Source organism: Streptomyces sp. NPDC002403 (assembly GCF_053593015.1).
This window is the reverse complement of record NZ_JBSFBQ010000009.1, coordinates 110,700-130,404: the sequence shown is the minus strand read 5'-3', so window position 1 is coordinate 130,404 and position 19,705 is coordinate 110,700. Positions and strand designations below refer to the sequence as shown.

The window sequence follows — 19,705 nt, the reverse complement described above, 5'->3', positions numbered from 1 at the left end:
TCCCGTCCGCGCCGGCCGACGGCGGCAGCGGTGCGCGCCGACGGCACACGGGCCGGTGTGCTCCGCCGGGGTACAGCCGACGGAGCACACCTCCACCCGGGAACCACCGAAACGCACCGCGCCGATCCGATCGAGAGGAAGCCTCGATGGAACAGAACGGTACGATCCGGCCAGGTCCTCTGGTTCCAGCCAGAGTAATGGGTCGCCCGAGACGGTCCGCCGCATGGGGCGGCGCCGCCGCCCTGCTCGGCTGCCTGCTGGTGGCGGCACCGCTGCCCGGCACTGCCCCGGCCGCCCACGCGGCCGGCACCCTGACCGTCACCTCGCCCGATCTGCTCTTCGTCAAGGGCCAGGCGAAGATCACCCTGGCCTCCGACGAGACCTCGGTGGCCTGGAAGGCCGTCGACGACCAGGGCCTGACCGTCGCATCGGGTACCGCCCCGGTCTCGGGCGGCACGGCCACCGTCGACGTCACCGAACTCGGCAGCGGCTACTACACGCTCACGGCGACCGCCGGCGCCACCACCCGTACCGTCAACTTCGGCGTACTGACCGCGCTCACCGGCAAGGAACAGCAGGACACCCGCTTCGGCACCGGCATCCACTACGGGTGGAACGACGGCGACGACCAGAAGCTGCTGCGCTCGGTCAAGCTGATGGGCATGCACGGCATCCGCTCCGACATCAACTGGGGCGCCATCGAGAAGACGCCCGGCGCGTACTCCTGGAGCACCTACCCGACCGACCAGCACATCCCGTACGCCAAGTCGCAGGGGCTGACCGCCCTGCCCATCTCCGGCTACCGGAACCCCAATTACGACGCCAACCGGACACCGGCCTCCGACGCGGCGCTGGACGCCTACGGAAAGTTCACGGCCGCCGCCGTGGAGAAGTACCAGCAGTCCTCGAAGGAAATCGAGATCTACAACGAGTACAACTCGACCGGCTTCAACAACGGCACCTGCGGCATCACCGCCGACTGCTACCTCAAGCTGCTCCAGGCGAGTTACGGCAAGGTGCACGCCAAGGTCCCGGACGCCACCGTCGTCGGCGGCGGTCTGGCCGGGCTCCAGACCGACTGGCTCAAGCGGCTGTACGCGGTCGGCGGCCTGAAGTACATGGACGCGCTCAGCGTTCACCAGTACGGCTACCCGAGCCCGCCCGAGACCGCGCTGGACAAGCTGCCGCAGGTGCGCGCCGACCTGGACGCGGCGGGCGGCAAGGACTTCCCGCTCTGGATGACCGAGAACGGCTACCCGACCCACACCGACGGCGTCACCCCCGCTCAGCAGGCGGCGTACGTGCCGCGCGCCCAGATCTTCTCGTTCGCCTCGGGCGTCGACCGCTACTACTGGTACGACCTCACCAACGACGGCACCGACGCCACCAACAAGGAACACAACTTCGGTGCCTTCAAGCGTCCCACCGCCGAGGTCAAGGCATGGCAGCCCAAGCAGTCCGTGGTGACCGAGGGCGTGCTGATCCGGCAGCTCGCGGGCCGCGCCTACGCGGGCCGTGACGACGCCGGTTCCGCCGATGTCCGCTCGTACCGCTTCGGCACCGGGACCGACACGGTCCGGGCCCTCTACACCACGGCCGCGACACCGGAAACGGCGGAGCTCTCGGCCACGGGCCCGGTCACCGTCACCGACCAGCTGGGCCACGGGAAGACATACCTCCCGGTCGGCGGCAAGGTGCAGCTCGGCATCGACGGCAAGGTGCTGTACGTCAAGGGGGCGGTCAGCGCGGTCAAGGCCGCGAGCGGCCCCGTGTTCTCCCTCCGGCTGCCCCAGCACTCCAACACCGAGGAGACCGTCGACGCGGTGCTCCAGGTGGACGGCACCAAGGGCCGGACGCTCCCGCTGCGCTACGACTTCCGGATCGCAGGGGAGAAGTACCGGGTGACCGCCGAGCCCGGCAAGGTCGTCCGCCGGAACATCCAGCTGCCCACCTCGGCCCTCACCGGCCCGCGCACGGTCAGCGGCACGGTCGGGCTCGGGCCGGTGAACCTCGCCCGCCTCACCTCCGACACCGAGGTGGTGCCGCCGACCCAGGTCACCTTCGACCCGGTGGTGAAGCAGGCGGCCCCGTTCGCCGCCGCCCTCAAGGTCACCGTCACCAACAACCGCTCCCACAGCCCGCTCGAACTCATCGAGCTGGACTGGCAGGTGAACGAGGGAACCTCCTACCTGGACCGGGGCACCATCGACGGTCCGATCGAGGTCGGCGCCGGGTCCAGCACCTCGTACACCGTGGACGCGCGCAACATCAAGCAGTGGAAGCGCTACTGGACGGCCGCCTACATCAACACCCCCGACGGAGCCAGGACCGCCGTGGGCGCCTGGAACGGCTGGGGTTCCGTCCAGCCGGCCGGCACCGACACCACCACCCCCATCGACGTCATCGCCGACGGCTCCGTGAGCTACCAGGGCGGGTACAACGGCGCGGCCGACCTGTCCGGCACCGTCCGGCCCCAGTACACCGACGCCGGACTCGTCCTCAAGGGCGCGATCACGGACAACGTCCTGGCCCAGCCCGCCACCACCGCCGAGAACATGTGGCAGGGCGACAGCATCCAGTTCGCCGTCACCCCCCAGGTGCCGGGACGCAGCAAGCAGTACGTCGAGTTCGGCGCCTCGCTCGTGGGCGGAGAGCCGCAGGTCTACACCTGGCGGGCACCGTCCGGCCAGTCCGCGGGTCCGACCCCCGGCGCCACCGCACAGATCACCCGTGACGGCACCACCACCCGCTACACGGTGACGGTGCCGTGGGCATCGCTCGGCCTCGCCGGCAAGCCCACCGCGTCCATCGGGCTCGGTTTCGTGGTGAACGACAGCGACGGCGACGGCCGGGCGCGCGGCTGGTCGGAGTGGGGCGGTTCCATCGCCAACAACTCCAAGAGCGCCGCCGGCCTGCGGGCCGTCCAGCTGACCGACTGAACCACCCCATGACGGGCGGGGCCGGGTGCACCTGACAGCACCCGGCCCCGCCGCTCCATGCCGTACCACCGCACGGCAGACTTGTCCGGAATCCCACCGTGAGGAGACAAGCCCCATGGCCCTGTTCGACATGCCGCTGCCCGAACTCCGCGCCTATCGGCCGCAGATCGACGAGCCGGACGACTTCGACGCCTTCTGGGCGAAGACCCTCGCCGAGACGCGCGCCCACGACCCCGCGGTCTCCTTCGAACCCGTCGAGACCGGACTGACCGGGCTGCGCACCTGGGACGTCACCTTCGCCGGCTTCGGCGGCCACCCGATCAAGGGCTGGTTCAGCGCCCCCGCGAACGCCGAGGGCCCGCTCCCGCTCGTCGTCCAGTTCCACGGCTACAACGGCGGCCGCAGCCTCCCGCACTGCTGGGGCATGTGGCCGCTGGCCGGATTCGCCCACTTCATCATGGACGTACGCGGCCAGGGCACCGGCGGCAACGTCGGCGACACCCCCGACCCGGTCGGCTCCGGCCCCTCCCACGCGGGCTTCATGACCCGGGGCATCGAGGACCCGGAGAGCTACTATTACCGCCGGGTCTTCGCCGACGCCGTACGCGCCGTCGAGGCCGCCCGGTCCCATCCGCTCGCCGACCCCGCCCGCACCGTCGCCCTCGGCGGCAGCCAGGGCGGCGGCATCACCCTCGCGGTCGGCGCACTCGTCCCCGACCTGGCGGCCGTCGCCGCCGACGTCCCGTTCCTCTGCCACTTCGGACGGGCCGTCACGCTCACCGACTCCAACCCGTACGCGGAGATAGCCCGCTACCTCAAGATGCACCGCGGCAAGGAGGAGACCGTTCTGCGCACCCTCTCGTACTTCGACGGGGTGTCCTTCGCCGCCCGGGGCAGCGCCCCCGCGCTCTTCTCCGTCGCGCTGATGGACCAGGTCTGCCCGCCGTCCACGGTCTTCGCCGCCCACAACGCGTACCCGGGCGAGAAGGAGATCGAGGTCTACCCGTTCAACGGGCACGAGGGCGGTGCCATGTTCCAGGAGGCCGCCCAGCTCCGCTGGGTACCCGAGGCGCTGAACAGGGCGGTCTGAACCCCGCCGTGCCGCAGCCGGCGTGTTGTGGATCACGGACAGGCCGTGGACAGCGTGTATATGGTCCATCGGGGCACGTCAACGCCCCGTGACGTGCCGAGGACAAGGGCGAACAGTGCGGCAGAAGGCCTATGCGCAGGCGATGCGCGTCATCGCGTGCGCGCTGATGGTGTGGCAGGTCTGGATGATGTGGTACATCTCCAGCCACGAGGCGGTGGGAGTGAAGTGGTCCTGTGACCTGGCCGGGGGCTGCGCCAGTGACCAGCTCGCGTCGATGTCCCCGATGCTCGGAATCGCCTTCGCCGTCGTCCTCGGCCTGCTCTGCGCCCGGTACCTGCACCGGGCGGCACCGGGCGCGATGATCGCACTCTCCGCCGTCGCGGCCGCGGCAGGCTGGTACGACGCGCTGGCGGAGGGCCAGGTCGAGCGGAACACCGTCACCAGCTTCCACATCTTCCTTCCGCTCGGCGACTTCTCCGTCTCCCAGTGGCTCACCTTCCTGTGGTCCCTCGCAGGCGTGGGCTGCCTCGCCGCCTGGTGGGGCGCGGCGGTGAGCCTGCGGCGCGCCGGGGGGCTGCGCAGGTTCACCCGCCGGTACACCACGGCCGACGCGGTGATAGAGGGCTGGCGGTCGGTGGGCCGCAGATACGGCGAGGTCACCGTGGTGTTCGACGACACGGCCGGGGTGCGCCACGAGGTCCCGGCCGTCGTGGAACGCGTCGCCCTCAGACGGGACGTCCTCGCCCTCTACGACGTCGACCGTCCCGACGACCCGGCACACACCAGGGTCGTCATCCCCCGCCGGAAGGTGCTGCGCCTCTCATGACCACCTCGAACCCCACCGCGTCCCCCCTGCGAGGATTCCTGAGGCTGTTCACCGTGGTGTCCGCGATCGGCACCGGTCTCGCGCTGGCCGCGCTCGTCCAGGGCGCCGTGGACGGTCCCCGCTGGCTGCTGATCCTCGCGCTCCCCGTGACGGCCCTGGCGCTGGCGGCGTACGGGAAGGCGGCCGAGGACATGAAGTCCGGCGTCGCCGCCCCCGGGCTGCGCTCCGGCGGCCCGCGCGCCTTCGCGCCCGCCGTGGTCAACGGTGTGAAGGCGGTGAACAAGGAGAACGGCCGGACGGCCGTCGACGGGCAGTCCCTGAAGTCCGTGTTCGCCTTCGACCTGACCGTGGTGAGCGACGAACTGCCCCCGTACCGGATCGAGGTCCGTCACCCCCTCGACCTGCAGGGGCTTCTGCACAGGTCCAGGGCGGTCGTCGAGTACGACCCCGAGCAGCCCTGGCGGGTCGTCGTCCCCAACAACCCGCCGCGCGAGTGGCTGGCCCGCGCGGAGAGCCTCGTCCCGCCCGCGGGCGAGGTGAAGCGCCGGGCCGGCGGCGTTCCCGCCGGGTTCCGCGCGCTGGTGTCGGGCGTGGTGATCGCGGCCGTACTGCTGGTGCTGGTACGGGTACTGGGCTGAGAGGCCGTCGGCCGGCCTCCCGGCCGCCACGGGCTCAGCCGTTGCGCGGGTACTTCTTGAGGACCTTTCCGTTGATGTCGGCCCGCAGATAGGCGCCGCCGTACTCGTCCGAGACGTAGACGCTGAGCGTCGGCTGGTAGTCGTCGAACGGGGAGGCCGGGTCGATGTCCACGTAATGGGTGGTGGGCTCGGCGACACCGAGTTCCTTGTCCGCCCGGCGGATCAGCCCCGGCAGGGCGTCCCAGTTGAACTTCTCCAGGTCCACGGACTTGGCGCCGGCCATGAGGGTGCCGCCCGCGCGATCCCGGGTGGCCTTGCCGTCCCGGTAGGAGAAGACGTCGTACAGGGCCTTGTTCTTCGCGACCGGGGCCTCGGCGCTCGCGTGCTCGTCGTACAGCGTGAACGACGTGACCCTGGTGCCGCCCATCACCGGTGCGAGCTCCGCGATGACGGACCGTGCGGCGGAGGGCGTCAGCAGGTTCTTGGCCGGCGCGGTGGCCTCCTGCCGTCCGGCCTTCTCCTCGGCGGGTGAGGGCCCGCCCGAGGCCCGGTCCGGGGCCCGGTCCGAGGCGGACGGGGTGTTGTTGGCTGCCTTCGTGTCCGAGTCGGGTATCAGAGACCACACCAGGACGCCGGTCAGGGCGGTTCCGGCGAGCGCGGTGGTGACCGCGACGGCGCGGCCCCGCCGGACCCGGCGACGGATCTCCCGGGTGCCCAGCGTCGCGGGCCGGGGGCGCGGGGGAGCGGTGACGGGCGGACGCCGCACGGGGGCGGTGGGCAGGACGGTGGTCGGGCCGGCCTGGCCGTAGCCGGGCGGCACCGCGTCCTGCCGGGTGGGCGGGTCCTGGCGGGGCGGCACGGCGTCCTGCGGCGCCGCACGGCCCGGTCCGGGCGACGGTGCGGGATCGCCCACCGACGCCAGCATCCGGTCGAGCTCCTCGGGACCGGGCCGCGCGGCCGTGTCCCGGGTCAGCAGCGCTTCCAGCACCGGAGTCAGCGGACCCGCCTGCCGGGGTGGCGGGATCTCCTCGTCCAGCACGGCCGCCAGCGTCGCCAGCGTGGTGGCCTTGCGCAGCGGATGCCGGCCCTCCACGGCGACGTACAGCATCATGCCGAGCGACCACAGGTCCGACGAGGGGTCGCCCTCCGCGCCGCGGATGCGCTCGGGCGCCATGTAGTCGGGGGAACCGATGAGGGAGCCGGTCGCCGTCAGACTGGTGGACTCGCGGATCGCCGCGATACCGAAGTCGGTGAGCACCGGGCTCCCGTCGGCCCGCAGCAGTACGTTGGCGGGCTTGACGTCGCGGTGCAGGATTCCGGCGGCATGGGCGGCGCGCAGCGCGGACAGCACCCCGCGGCCCAGCCCGGCGGCCTCGGCCGGGGTGAGCGTCCCCTCGGCCAGACGCTCCGCGAGCGAGGCGCCGGGCACCAGCTCCATCACGATCCACGGGTACGTACCGTCGCCGCCGTCCACGATGTGATGGACCGTGACGACACCGGGGTGGTCGAGCCGGGCCAGCGCACGGGCCTCGCGCAGCACCCGCTCGCGCAGCAGCCTGGCCGACTCCGGGTCGTTCTCGGCGAGCGCCGGGTCCGGGGGCCGCACCTCCTTGAGCGCCACATCGCGGTGCAGGGCCAGGTCGTGGGCCCGCCACACCATGCCCATACCGCCACTGCCGAGCCTGCTCACCAGCTCGAAGCGGTCGTCGATCACACGGCGCACAGGCCCCCCAGCGGTCATGGCAAAAAGAGTACGGGGCAGGTCCGCGACGACGCGCACCCACCCCGTCCGGCTCACACCTCGTCGTTCGGTGTGAGCCTGAGCGTCACGATCTGGAAGGGCCGCAGCACCAGCCGCACCGCGTCGCCCTCCACCTCGGCGGTCTCGTCGGCGAGCGGACGCTCCAGCAGATCGGTCACGCTCGCCCCGGCCAGCGCGAAGCCCGCGGTCAGACGGGCCGAGGCCCGCCCGCCGTGCGCCTCGTGGAGCCGGACCACCACATCCCCACTGCCGTCGTCGGCGAGCTTCACGGCGGTCACCACCACCGCGTCGTCGTCCACCGTGACCAGCGGCGCCACCTCGGCGCTGCCCGGCACCCGGCGCTCGGGAAGGCTGAAGCGCCAGCCCTCGCGCACCGCGTCACCGATCGTCGCCCCCGGCAGCAGCGCGTACCGGAGCCGGTGCACCCCCTGGTCGGTCGCGGGGTCGGGATAGCGGGGCGCCCGCAGCAGCGACAGCCGCACCGTGGTCGTGGTGGAACCGTCCTCGCGGACCGTACGGGTCACGTCGTGCCCGTACGTCGAATCATTGATCAGCGCCGCGCCCCAGCCCGGCTCGCCGACATGCAGGAAGCGGTGGGCGCAGATCTCGAACTTGGCCGCCTCCCAGCTGGTGTTGGTGTGCGTCGGCCGCCGGACGTGCCCGAACTGCGTCTCCGCCGTGGAGTGATCGGCGCGCACATCGATCGGGAACGCCGCCTTGAGGAACTTCTCCTGCTCGTGCCAGTCGACCTCGGTGTCGATGTCCAGGCGCCGGGCACCGGGCCGCAGCGTCAGCAGCTGGGTGACGCGGGACGAGCCGAAGGTGCGCACCACCTCGACGCCGTCACCCTTGCGGCGCACCACGTCCGCCCCGGTCAGATCGGTCACCGTGTTGCGGTAGAAGGCATCGACGTCCCACGCGTCCCAGCGGTTGGGCAGATCCGGGTGGACCTGGAGCAGATTCGCAGCGCAGTCCGGGGCGACCGTCTCGCGCCCCGCCACCAGGTCGAGGACCGAGACCACGAGCCCCCGCTCGTCCACGGTCACCCGCAGCAGTCCGTTGTCCAGCCGGAAGCCGGAGCCGAGCTCCTCGACCTCCACCACAGGCTCAGGGTCCTGCGGCGCGAGCGCGGAGCCGCCCGCCGCGACACCGGCCCGCTCGTGCGGAGCGGCGTTGAACACCACCGCGGAGCCACCCTCCGGAGCGCCGGCCAGGGCCCGCTGCGCCGCCCCGATCACCGCTTCGAGCTCCGCGGCGATCCGGGTGTACGTGGCCTCGGCCTCCCGGTGCACCCAGGCGATCGACGAACCCGGCAGGATGTCGTGGAACTGGTGCAGCAGCACACTCTTCCAGATCCGGTCCAACTCCTCGTGCGGATAAGGGAACCCGGTCCGCACGGCGGCGGTCGCCGCCCACAGCTCCGCCTCCCGCAGCAGATGCTCGCTGCGCCGGTTGCCCTGCTTGGTCCGTGCCTGCGAGGTGTACGTACCGCGGTGCAGCTCCAGATACAGCTCGCCCAGCCACACCGGCGGCCGGTCGTACTCCGCCTCGGCGGCGGCGAAGAACTCCGAGGGCCGCTCGATCGTCACCCGGGGCGAACCCTCCAGATCCGCGAGCCGCTCGGCGCGTGCCAGCATCTCGCGGGTGGGGCCGCCACCGCCGTCGCCCCAGCCGAACGGCACCAGCGAGCGCGTGGCACGGCCCTTCTCCCGGAAGTTCGCCTCGGCGTGCGCGAGTTCCTCGCCGGACAGCTCGGCCACATAGGTGTCCACCGGCGGGAAGTGCGTGAACACCCGGGTGCCGTCCAGCCCCTCCCACAGGAACGAATGGTGCGGGAACGGGTTCGTCGTGTTCCACGAGATCTTCTGGGTGAGGAACCAGCGCGAACCGGAGAGCTTCACCAGCTGCGGCAGCGCCGCCGAGTAGCCGAACGAGTCGGGCAGCCACACCTCCTCGGTCTCCACCCCGAACTCCTCCAGGAAGAACCGCTTGCCGTACACGAACTGCCGGGCCAGCGCCTCCGATCCGGGCATGTTGGTGTCCGACTCCACCCACATCCCGCCCACCGGCACGAACTGCCCGGCGGCGGCCTTCTCCTTGACCCGGGCGTACAGCGCGGGCTGGTGCTCCCGCAGCCAGTCCAGCTGCTGCGCCTGCGACATCGCGAAGACGAACTCCGGGCAGTCGTCCATCAGCGCCACCACGTTGGAGGTGGTGCGGGCGACCTTGCGCACCGTCTCCCGCAGCGGCCACAGCCACGCCGAGTCGATGTGCGCGTGACCCACCGCCGACAGCCGGTGGGCGGAGGCGTGCGCGGGGGAGGAGAGCACGGCGCGCAGCTGCTCCCGGGCGGCTGGCGCGCTCGCCCCCACCGCGTCCAGGTCCAGGGCGTCCAGACAGCGTTCCACCGCGCGCAGGATCTCCCAGCGGCGCGCCGAGCCGAGCGGCAGCTGCCGCATCAGCTGGTCGAGCACCTCCAGGTCCTGGACCAGCTCCCACACCTGCCGGTCGAAGACCGCGAGGTCCATCCGCTCGACCCGGTACAGCGGCTCGCCGCCCGCCGTCCCCCGGTCGCCCAGCGCGCTGACGCCGTCCAGGATCTCCGGATTGGCGGCGGCTTCCAGGAGGTACGTGAACTCCTCGCCGCCCGCGACCGGTTCGCCCACCCGCAGCCAGGTGTTGCGTGGATTGAGCGCCTTGACGACGCTGCCGTCCGGCCGGTGCGCCAGCGCCTCCGCGGAGAACCCGGGCCGGTCCTTGGCGAAGCCGAGGTCGATGACCGCTTCGACGGTCTCACCGGCCCACTGGTCCGGGACCCGGCCGGTCACCCGGAACCAGCTGGTGCCCCAGGCCGGCCCCCAGTCGTCGCCGACGGCACCGGGCCCGAAGGGGGCGGCCACCGCCTCGGCGAAGGGCACCGGTTCGCCGGGGGCGTGCCAGACCTCGAACTCCAGGGGTACCGAACGGGGATGGACGGCGGGGCGGATGCGCTCGCGCAGGGCGCGGTCGAGGCGTTCCTCGGTCAGTGTGCGGTCGTCATGCATGGGTGAAGGGCCCCTCTGAACGAATTGTGTGCGAAGCGGAAGTGGTTCACGGGAGTTCGTCGAAGCCCACGCAGGGCAGCGACATCCCGTCGGCCAGGGCCAGCAGCTTCTCCAGCCGGGCCGGGGTCACATGGTTGGCCTCGTGGGAGTCGGCGACCGCGTGGGCGTAGAGCGTGGTCGCACCGCCGTGCTCGGCGGTCCGGCGCAGTGCCGCCTCGACGCCGGTCAGGTCGTCCCCGTACGCGACGGGCCCGCGCCCGGAATCCACCGAGCAGCCCAGCAGGACCCGCCGGGCCGGGATGTCCCCGGCCGGGACGTGCAGTTCGGCCGCGAGGGAGGGATCGGCGCGACGGGCGACGGGCACTCCGCCGCGCAGCCGCTCGAAGAGCGTGAGGAGCAGCCGGTCGGTGTGCTCGTCGCGGGCGCTGCACGGGTAGGCGAAGCTGCGCGACGGGAAGCCGAGGCTGCGCAGTCCGTCGAGGGCGGGCACCACCTCCCGGTCGAGATAGGCGCCCGCGCCGTGCGCGGCGACGAACCCGGGTGCGCGCTCGTGCCGCAGGCCGTGGCAGCCGATGGTGTGGCCGTCGTCCGCGAGCCCGCGCAGCAGCCGCACCTCGTCCCGGTCGAGCCGGTCCGGCTCGCAGACGAAGAAGGTGACACGCGCGCCGTACGAGGTGAACAGCGGCGCGGCCGCCGCCCACTCGCGTACGTGCCGGTCGTCGAAGGTGAGCAGCAGAGCACGGTCGGCACCACCGTCCGGACGGGCCCCGGGACGGTCGTTCATCGCCCGGACCCCTGCGGCGCCCAGCCGGGGACGGAGCCGTGCAGTGCCGAATAGAAGGGGTCGCCCGGGACGATCCCGCCGGCCGACACCGGATGACCGGTGAGCGCCGCCTTGTACATCGCGGTGATCAGCTCCAGCGAGCGGCGGCCGTCCCCGGCGCTCGCCCTGGGCCTCCGACCCGCCCGCATGTCGGCCAGCAGGGAGCGGAGCTGGGCGCTGTGCGAGCTCGGGACGTCCTCGGCCGGGGGGTTCCAGGCCTCCGCCCGGCCGGGGTCGACGCCGGGGGCCGGAGTGTAGGTCCAGTCGCCGTTCCCGTAGCCGTAGAGATGGTTCAGCTCGATGGTGGCGTCCCGCAGATCGATCCGCAGATGGCTCAGCTGGCGCGGCGAGAGTGCGCTGTTGACCACGGTGGCCAGCGCCCCCGAGGCGAAGCGCACGGTGGCGGTGGTGACATCGTCGGTCTCGACGTCACGGGCCAGCCGGCCCGCCATGGCCCGGACCTCCGCCCAGTCGCCGAGCAGTTCGAGCAGCAGGTCGATCTGGTGGATGCCGAGCCCCATGGCGGGGCCCGCGCCCTCGGTCGCCCACTTCCCGCGCCAGGGAACCGCGTAGTAGGCGTCGTCGCGGTACCAGGTGGTCTGGCAGTGGGCGACCAGGGGCGCCCCCAGCTCCCCGGAGGCGATGAGTGCCTTGGCGTGCTCGGCCCCCGAGCCGAACCGGTGCTGGAAGACGATCGGCGCGTACGGACCGTGCTCGCCCTCGGCGGCGGTCATGGCGTCGTACTCCGCCAGACTGAGCGCGGGCGGCTTCTCGCACCACACCCAGGCCCCGGCCGTCAGCGCCGCGACGACCTGTTCCCGGTGGGCGACGGGCGGCGAGGCGATGACGACGAGATCGGGACGGATCCCGCCCAGCGAGGCGGCGAGATCGGTGGAGTGGTGGGGGAGCGCGAAGTCGGCGGCGAAGGAGCGGGCGGCCGCGGGATCGGCGTCGACGGCGCCCACCACCACGAAGTCCGCGGGGAGTTCGAGGAACGCCGGCATGTGGACGGCGCGGGCGATGTTGCCCGCGCCGACGAGCAGTACACGATAGGGAGTCACAGTCACAGGGGGCCGTCCAGGCTGAGGGCGTGAGCCGCCGGGATTGGTAAGCGTTTTCCAGCACGTCGGGAAGGTGCCCTTCCCGAAGGAAGGGCGGTGGGTCGGGTCAGAGGGTGGCGTAGAGCGCCCCGGCACTGGTCACGGGCCCGGTGCGGAGCCGGTCCGGCCAGTCGAGGGCGAGGCCGAGCGAGGTGCTGAGCCGGTCCTGGAAGGAGGCGAGCCGCTGCTCGCTCCCGCGGACCGCACGCGGCGGCAGCCGGTGCTCCAGGCAGTAGGAGACCAGTGCGCCGACGGCCTCACCGATGCTCCACTGGCCCGCGTGCCCGCCGAGCGCGGGTGCGCTGAGATGTGTGGCGCCGATGTTCCGCCCGGCCGGGAGCAGATTCTCCACCCGCACGGGCAGCAGCGAGCCCAGCGGCAGCTGGAACGGCAGGCACTCCAGATCCAGCCCGGCACCGCCCCCCGTCCCCGGGTGCAGGGTGATCCGGGAGCGCAGCGTGCCCACACTGTCGGTGAAGGCCTCGGCACCCGGCGCACCGGCCCGTGCCGCGACGGTCAGATGGTGCTCCAGCACGGTGAACTCTGCCCGGATGCGCCGGGATTCGCGTACGTGCACGGCTTTGGCGAAGCCGTCGTCGGTTCCCGTGGCATCGGGCCGCAGCCGCAGCTCGGGATAGCCCTGACCGCCGTCGTGCCGTGGCGCGTTCGTCTGCATCCAGTACAGGAACGACAGGGCCTGCTCGCGCGCCTCCCGCTCGGCCTCCGCCCGTACCTCCTCGCCGGAACCGACGAGCGGCAGCCGCGCGTAGGCGGTCTGCTCCCAGTCGACCAGGGTGATGTCGCTGTCGAACGTACCGGGCAGATACCGGCTCCGGGCGAGCGCCCGCAGCTGGTGCCAGCGGTCGTTGGGCGGTGCGGCCCAGTACGGTACGTCGTCCGGCTCGTGCAGGAACAGCGGCACGGAGCGGGCCGGGCCGCCGCCCGGTTCCGCGGTGTCCCAGGAGAAGGCCTCGGACCACCGGTCGTAACCCGCCGGCCGGTCGACGGTGTGGTCCTCGCCGGGGCGGTGGTCCAGGGCGAAGACCCAGGAGACCGGCTGCTGGTCCAGCGGATCGGCGACGGCGGGCGCGTGCGGCTCACCGGTCTCCTCGCGGGACTCGGCGCCGGTGACGTGCTCGACGCCCGCGAGGCCGAGCAGCTCGCCCAGATCCGTCGCGTCGACGACATAGGGGGCGCTGACCGTCAGCGGTTCGCCGTCCGCCGCCTCCAGGGTGACCGCGGTGACCCGGTCCCCGTCCGTCAGGGCCGCGACCGGGCGGTGGCGGAGCAGCAGGGTGAGCCGGCCGGAGGCGAGGTGCGGCGTGAGGAGCTCCTGGACGACCGCGAGCGCGGCGCGCGGCTCGTGGCTGAGATGGCCGGTGGTACTGAGGCCGGGGTCGAGCAGCGGATCGGCGAACGGCTCGGGGCACAGCGGGTAGTTGCGCCGGTAGAAGTCGCGTATCCGCTCACGCAGATCGCGGTAGCCGGGGGAGACGGGGTCCAGTTCGATGCGGTGGCCGTCGGCGAGCGGCACGGCCTGCGCGGTGAACAGGCCACCGGGCCAGTCGGTCGCCTCGGTGAGAACGACGCGGTGTCCGAACCGGGCGGCGGTCAGCGCGGTGGCGAGGCCACCGAGACCGGCACCGACCACCAGGACATCGGTCCCGAGTTCGCGGGTACGGGGGGTGGGGGCGGCGAACACAGGAGTCTCCTCCCTCAGGGCCGGCGGGCGGCGACGGTACGGAGCCGGACCGGAACGGACTCGCGGGTCCTGATCCGGACGGGGAGCACGATCTGCTCGGCGCTGCGGTACGGGTCCTCGCCCGCCGTGCGCTCGGCGATCCGGGTGACCAGCTGCTCGACCGCCCGGCCGCCGATCTCCCTGGCGGGCAGCCGCGCGGCGAAGCTGGTGAGCGGCAGCAGATCGTAGGGGCCGGCGTCGTCCATGCCCGCCAGCACGATCTCGTCGGGCACGGCGATGCCGAGCGAGGCCAGATCGGCGGCGGCGGTGGCGACCGCGAAGCCGTGGGCGCAGAGCAGGGCGGTCGGCGGCTCGGGCGAGCCGAGCAGCTCGGTCAGCAGCTGCCTGCGCTCGTCCTCGGGCAGTGCGGTGTACGAGCGCAGCGCGGTCAACTGGGGGAGCAGGGGCTGGTCATGGGCGCGCAACGCCTGCTTGTGCCCGGTCATCCGGTCGTGGACGCTGGTGCACCGCGTCTCGCCCCAGAGCGTCGCTATCCGCTCGTGCCCGTCGGCCAGCAGATGTTCGGTGAGCCGGTAGCCGACGTTGTAGTTGTCGGCGGTGACCGAGTCGATGGCGTGATCCGGGAAATACCGGTCGACCAGGACCATCGGGATGCGCAGACGCCTGAGCTCGTCGAGGACATCGGGGTCCGGCGGGCCCTCGACGGGGTACAGGATGATGCCGTCGACGCGGTCGGCGACGGCCTGGCGCAGCGCCTGGTCCTGGCGGGCCAGCGACGCACCGTGGTCGGCGTGCCCGGTGTCGGTCATATGGACGGCGGAGTCCGAGAAGAACAGCCGCAGCCCGCGCTCCGAACAGCCGGACTCGATCCCGCGCAGCACCTCCGACTGGTACGGCCCCTGCCCGCTGATGATGCAGGCGATCACGCCGGACCGGTGGGCCGCGACCGGCTCCGCGGTCCGGTCACCGGGGTCGGCGACAAAGGTGCCCCGGCCCCGGCGGCGCACCAACAGCCCTTCCGTGACGAGGTCGTTGAGCGCCCGGACGGCGGTGGTCGAGCTGACCCCGAAGCGCTCGCGCAACTGGTTCTGCGTGATGAACGGAGCACCGGCCTCGTACTCGTCGCGCGCGACCTCGGCCCGCAACTCGTCCTTGATGCGCTGGTACTTGGGCCCCGACGTACCCATCCAGCCATCACCCCCTCGGATTTGACGCGTCAATCGACGCTGATGTCAGTGTGGTGGGGGTTAATGCATTATTTCAAGAGGGTTGCAGGGAAAGGATCGTCGAATTAGCGCGTCAAGCAACGGATGTGTCACCTTGATGCGTCAATTCGGTGCTCCCGACGAAGGACCCCGGGGATTCAGCCGGTCGCGCGGGGCGGCGGTGTGGTGCTGGCCCGGACCACCAGACGCGACGGCACATCGAGCGAGCGCGGCGAAGCCGTGGCATCACCGAGCGCCAGCAGCAGTGCCCGGCGGCCGATCTCCTCCAGCGGCAGCCGTACGGTGGTCAGCGCGGGTGTGACGTCACAGGCCACCGGCAGATCGTCGAAGCCGACGACGGAGACATCGGAGGGGACGCTCCTGCCGAGATCGTCCCGGAGCGCCGCGAGCGCACCCAGCGCCATGGCGTCGTTGAGCGCGAACAGCGCGGTGATCCCCGGCGACCTGCGGAACAGCCGTACCGCCGCGGCCCGCCCGCCGTCCCGGGTGAAGTCGGCCTCGACCCGGTGGTGTTCCGTCACCACGACGCCCAGCTCGGCGGCGCGCTCCAGGAAGCCGTTCAGGCGGTCCTGCACGGAGACCAGTCCCAGCGGTCCGCAGATGACGCCGATCTCGGTGTGTCCCAGTCCGGCGAGGTGCTCGGCGACGGCCCGGCCGCCCTCGCGGTTGCCCGGCACGATCGTGTCCACCGCGAGACCCTGGTGCGCGACCGCGGTCACCCGGCCGCCCTGTGCCGCGAAGGCCTCCAGCTCCTGGGTGAGCGCGGGACTCCCACCGGTGAAGCCCGATCCGGCGAGGATCACGGCGCGGGCCCGCTGCGCGCGCAGCCGGGCCACGTACTCGGCCTGGAGTCCGGGTTCGTGGAAGGTGCCGGCCAGCATCACCAGGAGCTTGTGGTCGCGGGCGACCTCCATGACACCGGCCGCGATGGCGGAGTAGTAGGCGTCGTTCACATCGTGCACGACCAGGCCGACGATCGAGGTGGTGGACTGCACGAGCGCGCGGGCCGGCGCGTTGGAGACATAGCGGAGCCGGGCGGCCGCCTCCAGGACACGCTCCTGCAGCTCCTGGGTGACGTTGCGGTCGCTGTCGCTGAGGACGCGCGAAGCCGTGGCGAGAGAGACCCCGGCGTCCTGCGCGACCTGCTGGAGCGTCACGGCGGACGACGGGCGGGGACGGGCGGAACGTCGATTGACCTGGCTCTGCATAGGGCTACGATAGCCGCACTGAAAGCGTTTTCCCATTGCGCACGCCATAGGAAACCCGCCAGCGGGACCGCCCTCCCGCCCGCGGGGTCAGCCCGTGCGCCACCGCTCCGGCACGGCCGGCGGCACCGTGGTCGCACAGCGGTAGACGGCATCCTCCCGGAAGGCGTACCGCCGTTCGGTCTCCGGAGTGAGCCGGACACCGAGCCCCGGGGCCCGCGGAGCGAGCAGGCAACCGTCCTCCAGGCGGAACGGCTCGACCAGCAGCTCCGAACGCAGCGGATACCGGGGCATCGGCCACTCGGCCAGCCGACCGCCCCCGGAGAAGGCGGCGTGGTAGTTGGCCGCCTGGCACACGGCGCTGCCCCAGCAGTGCACGACCGCTTCGACGCCGTGCTCCGCAGCGCCCGCGAAGACCGCCAGCGTCTGGCGCAGGCCTCCGACGACCGTGGCGTCCGGCTGCACCATGTCGTAGTACCCCGATGCCATGCGCGCCAGCAGCTCCTGCGCGGTGGTGACGGTCTCCCCGCCCGCCACCGGACAGCCGGCCGACTGCCGCAGAACGGGGTACGCGGCGGCCCGCGCAGGCCCGAGCGGCTCTTCCAGGAAGCGCACCGGCCGCCGGGTGCCGGTCCTCACCGCGTCGAGGAACGCCGTCGTGTCCGCCACCGACTGGCCAGGGTCCTCAAGATTCTGCGCCATGTCCACGGCGACGCCGATGCCATGCGCTGCCGCGTGCTCCAGTGTCCACACGGCCTTGTCCGCCTCGTGGCCCCGCGCCCTGATCTTGAAGGTGTCGATGCCCAGGGCCGCGACGGCGGCGATCTCTGCGCTCATCGCCGACGGGGAGGTCGAGTCGCCCCCGCTGGCGTAAAGCCGGATCCGGTCCGTTCGCAGGCCGCCCAGCACCTCGTACGCGGGCACGCCCGCCCGCTTCCCGAGGGCGTCGACCAGGGCCGCCTCCACGGCGGAGACGACATGGCGGGCAGCTCCCTGAAGACTCCAGTAGCCCGTCACGAGGACCATGTCCCGGTACCGCCCCGCCAGGTCCCCGGCCGGACGGCCGATCAGGTAGGGAGCGATCAGATCGACCGTCGACACGAAGACCTGCGGTGCGAAGACGGCGAGATAGCCCTCCCCGAGCCCGGTCGTGCCGTCGTCCAGGGTGACCTCCACCAGACCGGTCGTGCGCCGCCCCGTCGGCAGCGCCAGGCGCACCTCCAGATTGTCAGGATCCGCGTAGGGGGCGCTGAGCAGCACCGGCCGGATCGCCGCGACGCGCACCCCGTCGTCGGGCTGTGCGCCGATGTGCGCGGAAGACGGTTCGGACATGACGTCGTTTCCTCAGAATCCCCTGGACCACTGCACGGGGTTGCGCAGCGGTGAACCGGCTCGGAGCCGGCTCCAGTTGTCGATGAACAGGTCGACCACCCGGGCGCTCTCGTCCGTCGATCCGCCCGCGGTGTGCTGGGTGAGAACGACCCGGGGACAGGTCCACAGAGGATGACCGGCGGGCAGCGGTTCCTCGGCGGTGACGTCCAGCACCGCTCCGCCGAGTCGCCCGCAGGACAGCTCGGTCACCAGGGCTTCCTCGTCCACCAGCGATCCCCGGCCGGCGTTGACCAGAACGGCCCCCGGCCGCATCAGGGCCAGCCGCCGCGCATCGAGCAGTCCGCTCGTTTCGGGCGTCTCGGGCAGCAGCCCCACCACCACGTCGAAGTCCGGCAGCCGCTCATCGAGCTCGGCCAGGGTACGGAGGTCCCCGGAGCCGCGTGCGAAGTAGGTGACGGCGCAGCCGAACGGGCCGGTCAGCTCGGCGAACCGCCGGGCGATGGACCCCCGGCCCAGCACCAGGACCCGGGCCCCGGTCAGCAGGCGCAGCCGGGGCCGCACGGCGGACTTCGCCCACCTGCCTCCGGTACGCAGTCCGGAGAGCCGGTCGATCCCGCGATGGAGCGCGAGGAGCCCCGCCAGGCACGACTGCGCGACCGGGTCGGCGAAGACATCACCCAGGTTGGTGACGGTCAGCCGACGGCCGAGGTCGGGCCAGTCCAGGCCGAGATAGCCGTCGATCCCGACCGAGGCGAGCTGCAGCCACCGCAGCCGGGGCGCGTCGGCCACCCAGGCAGCCCTGGGATTGCCGAGCGCGATGCGGGCGCCGGTGAGGGCACGGGCGTCCGCCTCCGAGATGGTCCCCGGGTCGGCGAACCGGACGGGCCCGGCACAGAGTTCACGCAGCCGGGTGCGGTCGGCGTCGGCGAGCGGCATTTCCACGTACAGGCCGGTGCCGTCCATGTCAGGGTTCACCACGGGTGCTCCGCGAGGTAGTCGGTGATCCGCTCCCGGTCCCACGCCCCGTCCGCGACGGTGACCCGGTAGCGGCGGGCCAGGGTGTCGCCCGGGGCGAGCTCCAGCTCCTCGTGGAACGCGAAGGAGGGGGCGACCGCGGCGAAGGGCTCGTCGCGGACGAACCAGTGGGCCGGGTGGGTGCCGCCCGCTCCCGTGTGGTCGTTCTCCGGGGCGTGCCGGAAGATCAGTGTGGCGTGACCGTCGGCGCCGTCGTGTTCGCCGCTGTAGGCCAGCCAGGGTGCCTGCGTGCCCATCAGCTCCGGACCCTCCCCGTCCGGGCCGAGGATCCGCCCGCCCCGGAAGGCGCGCGGCCCGCGCCAGAAGAGGCCGGTGTAGCCGGCCGCCTCCCGGCCGTGGGTCGTCGGGCTGCCGAAGAGCAGCGGTTCGGCACGCCGGTTGGTGATCGCGCTGGACCAGGTCAGCGACCAGCTGCCGCCGGTGTTCGCGCCCGTGGTGCCGGAGCCGGGACCGGTGCGTTCCTCGTGCTCGACGTCGTGCAGCTCGACGCGGCGCAGCTCGTCCGCCCAGTGGGTGCCGTCGTTGTGGCGCCAGCTCAGCCGCTCCGCGACGACCGCGCGGCCGGCGTCCGCCGTGACCTCGTCGAATCCGAGGTGCGCCATCGATCCGACCCGTTCGGGCAGCGGCTGGTAGTCCCGTCCGTGCACATAGGTGTTGCCTCCCCAGAGGTTCTGCCCGGAGAGGTGGGAGGCCGTCATCTGGAGGCCCTTGTGCCAGCGGTGATCGTTGGGCCGATAGTCGGTGACAACGTTGTCGGACAGTGTGCGCATGGGGTGGATGTACGGCTTGGGGGCCTCCCAGGCCGCCTCCGGGCGGTAGACGTAGCTGATCAGGTCGATGCCGCCGCGCTCCTCCGTGACCGTGATCCGGTCCCCGTGGGCGTGCGTGATGCGCAGTGGACTGCTCATGTCCCGAGTCTCCTGGGTGCGGCTGGAAAGCGCTTACCGCAACCTAGGGCCTTCGCTGGAGGTGCGTCAACATCC

General features: G+C 72.3%; 14 protein-coding genes. 4 read left to right on the top strand and 10 right to left on the bottom strand.

Annotation, left to right across the window (positions count from 1 at the left end; genetic code table 11):
• Positions 1-197 precede the first annotated feature (197 nt).
• The 4 genes from ACWCPY_RS13660 (at position 198) to ACWCPY_RS13645 (ending at position 5,493) form a co-directional block, all read left to right on the top strand.
• The gene (locus ACWCPY_RS13660) at positions 198-2,939 is read left to right on the top strand and encodes a hypothetical protein (protein ID WP_451264468.1); all 2,742 of its coding nucleotides are present in this window, start codon (positions 198-200) and stop codon (positions 2,937-2,939) included.
• Between the two features lie 115 nt (positions 2,940-3,054).
• Positions 3,055-4,029: an acetylxylan esterase gene (locus tag ACWCPY_RS13655; protein ID WP_451264467.1), complete on the top strand. Its 975-nt coding sequence runs from the start codon at positions 3,055-3,057 to the stop codon at positions 4,027-4,029.
• 115 nt (positions 4,030-4,144) lie between these two features.
• On the top strand, positions 4,145-4,855 hold the full coding sequence (locus ACWCPY_RS13650) for a hypothetical protein (protein ID WP_451264466.1): 711 nt from the start codon (positions 4,145-4,147) through the stop codon (positions 4,853-4,855).
• The gene (locus ACWCPY_RS13645) at positions 4,852-5,493 is read left to right on the top strand and encodes a hypothetical protein (RefSeq protein WP_451264465.1); all 642 of its coding nucleotides are present in this window, start codon (positions 4,852-4,854) and stop codon (positions 5,491-5,493) included. Before ACWCPY_RS13650 ends, ACWCPY_RS13645 begins: the two co-directional genes overlap by 4 nt.
• 34 nt (positions 5,494-5,527) lie before the next feature.
• On the opposite strand, the gene ACWCPY_RS13640 is transcribed toward ACWCPY_RS13645, so the two are convergent.
• The 10 genes from ACWCPY_RS13640 to ACWCPY_RS13595 form a co-directional block, all read right to left on the bottom strand.
• Positions 5,528-7,234, bottom strand: a complete 1,707-nt coding sequence (locus ACWCPY_RS13640; RefSeq protein ID WP_451264464.1) for a protein kinase domain-containing protein — start codon at positions 7,232-7,234, stop codon at positions 5,528-5,530.
• A gap of 53 nt (positions 7,235-7,287) precedes the next feature.
• Entirely contained in the window at positions 7,288-10,299 is a 3,012-nt protein-coding gene (locus ACWCPY_RS13635; RefSeq protein ID WP_451264463.1) for an alpha-mannosidase, read from the bottom strand.
• A gap of 46 nt (positions 10,300-10,345) precedes the next feature.
• Complete coding sequence (locus ACWCPY_RS13630) at positions 10,346-11,083, bottom strand: polysaccharide deacetylase family protein (RefSeq protein ID WP_451264462.1); 738 nt, start codon at positions 11,081-11,083, stop codon at positions 10,346-10,348.
• Positions 11,080-12,183 carry a Gfo/Idh/MocA family protein gene (locus ACWCPY_RS13625; protein ID WP_451264461.1) on the bottom strand — a complete coding sequence of 368 codons (1,104 nt, stop codon included), beginning with the start codon at positions 12,181-12,183 and terminating at the stop codon, positions 11,080-11,082. Before ACWCPY_RS13625 ends, ACWCPY_RS13630 begins: the two co-directional genes overlap by 4 nt.
• A gap of 106 nt (positions 12,184-12,289) precedes the next feature.
• A complete protein-coding gene (locus ACWCPY_RS13620) occupies positions 12,290-13,924 on the bottom strand; it encodes an FAD-dependent oxidoreductase (protein ID WP_451264460.1) in 1,635 nt (544 codons plus the stop codon).
• A 14-nt stretch (positions 13,925-13,938) separates the two neighbouring features.
• Entirely contained in the window at positions 13,939-15,111 is a 1,173-nt protein-coding gene (locus ACWCPY_RS13615; protein WP_451264459.1) for a LacI family DNA-binding transcriptional regulator, read from the bottom strand.
• Between the two features lie 176 nt (positions 15,112-15,287).
• On the bottom strand, positions 15,288-16,358 hold the full coding sequence (locus tag ACWCPY_RS13610; protein WP_451264458.1) for a LacI family DNA-binding transcriptional regulator: 1,071 nt from the start codon (positions 16,356-16,358) through the stop codon (positions 15,288-15,290).
• Between the two features lie 87 nt (positions 16,359-16,445).
• Complete coding sequence (locus tag ACWCPY_RS13605; protein ID WP_451264457.1) at positions 16,446-17,687, bottom strand: mandelate racemase/muconate lactonizing enzyme family protein; 1,242 nt, start codon at positions 17,685-17,687, stop codon at positions 16,446-16,448.
• Positions 17,688-17,699: 12 nt separating this feature from the next.
• The gene (locus ACWCPY_RS13600; RefSeq protein WP_451264456.1) at positions 17,700-18,665 is read right to left on the bottom strand and encodes a D-2-hydroxyacid dehydrogenase; all 966 of its coding nucleotides are present in this window, start codon (positions 18,663-18,665) and stop codon (positions 17,700-17,702) included.
• A complete protein-coding gene (locus ACWCPY_RS13595; RefSeq protein ID WP_451264455.1) occupies positions 18,659-19,630 on the bottom strand; it encodes a DUF6807 domain-containing protein in 972 nt (323 codons plus the stop codon). The genes ACWCPY_RS13600 and ACWCPY_RS13595 overlap by 7 nt, the downstream gene beginning before the upstream one ends.
• Between the last annotated feature and the right edge of the window lie 75 nt (positions 19,631-19,705).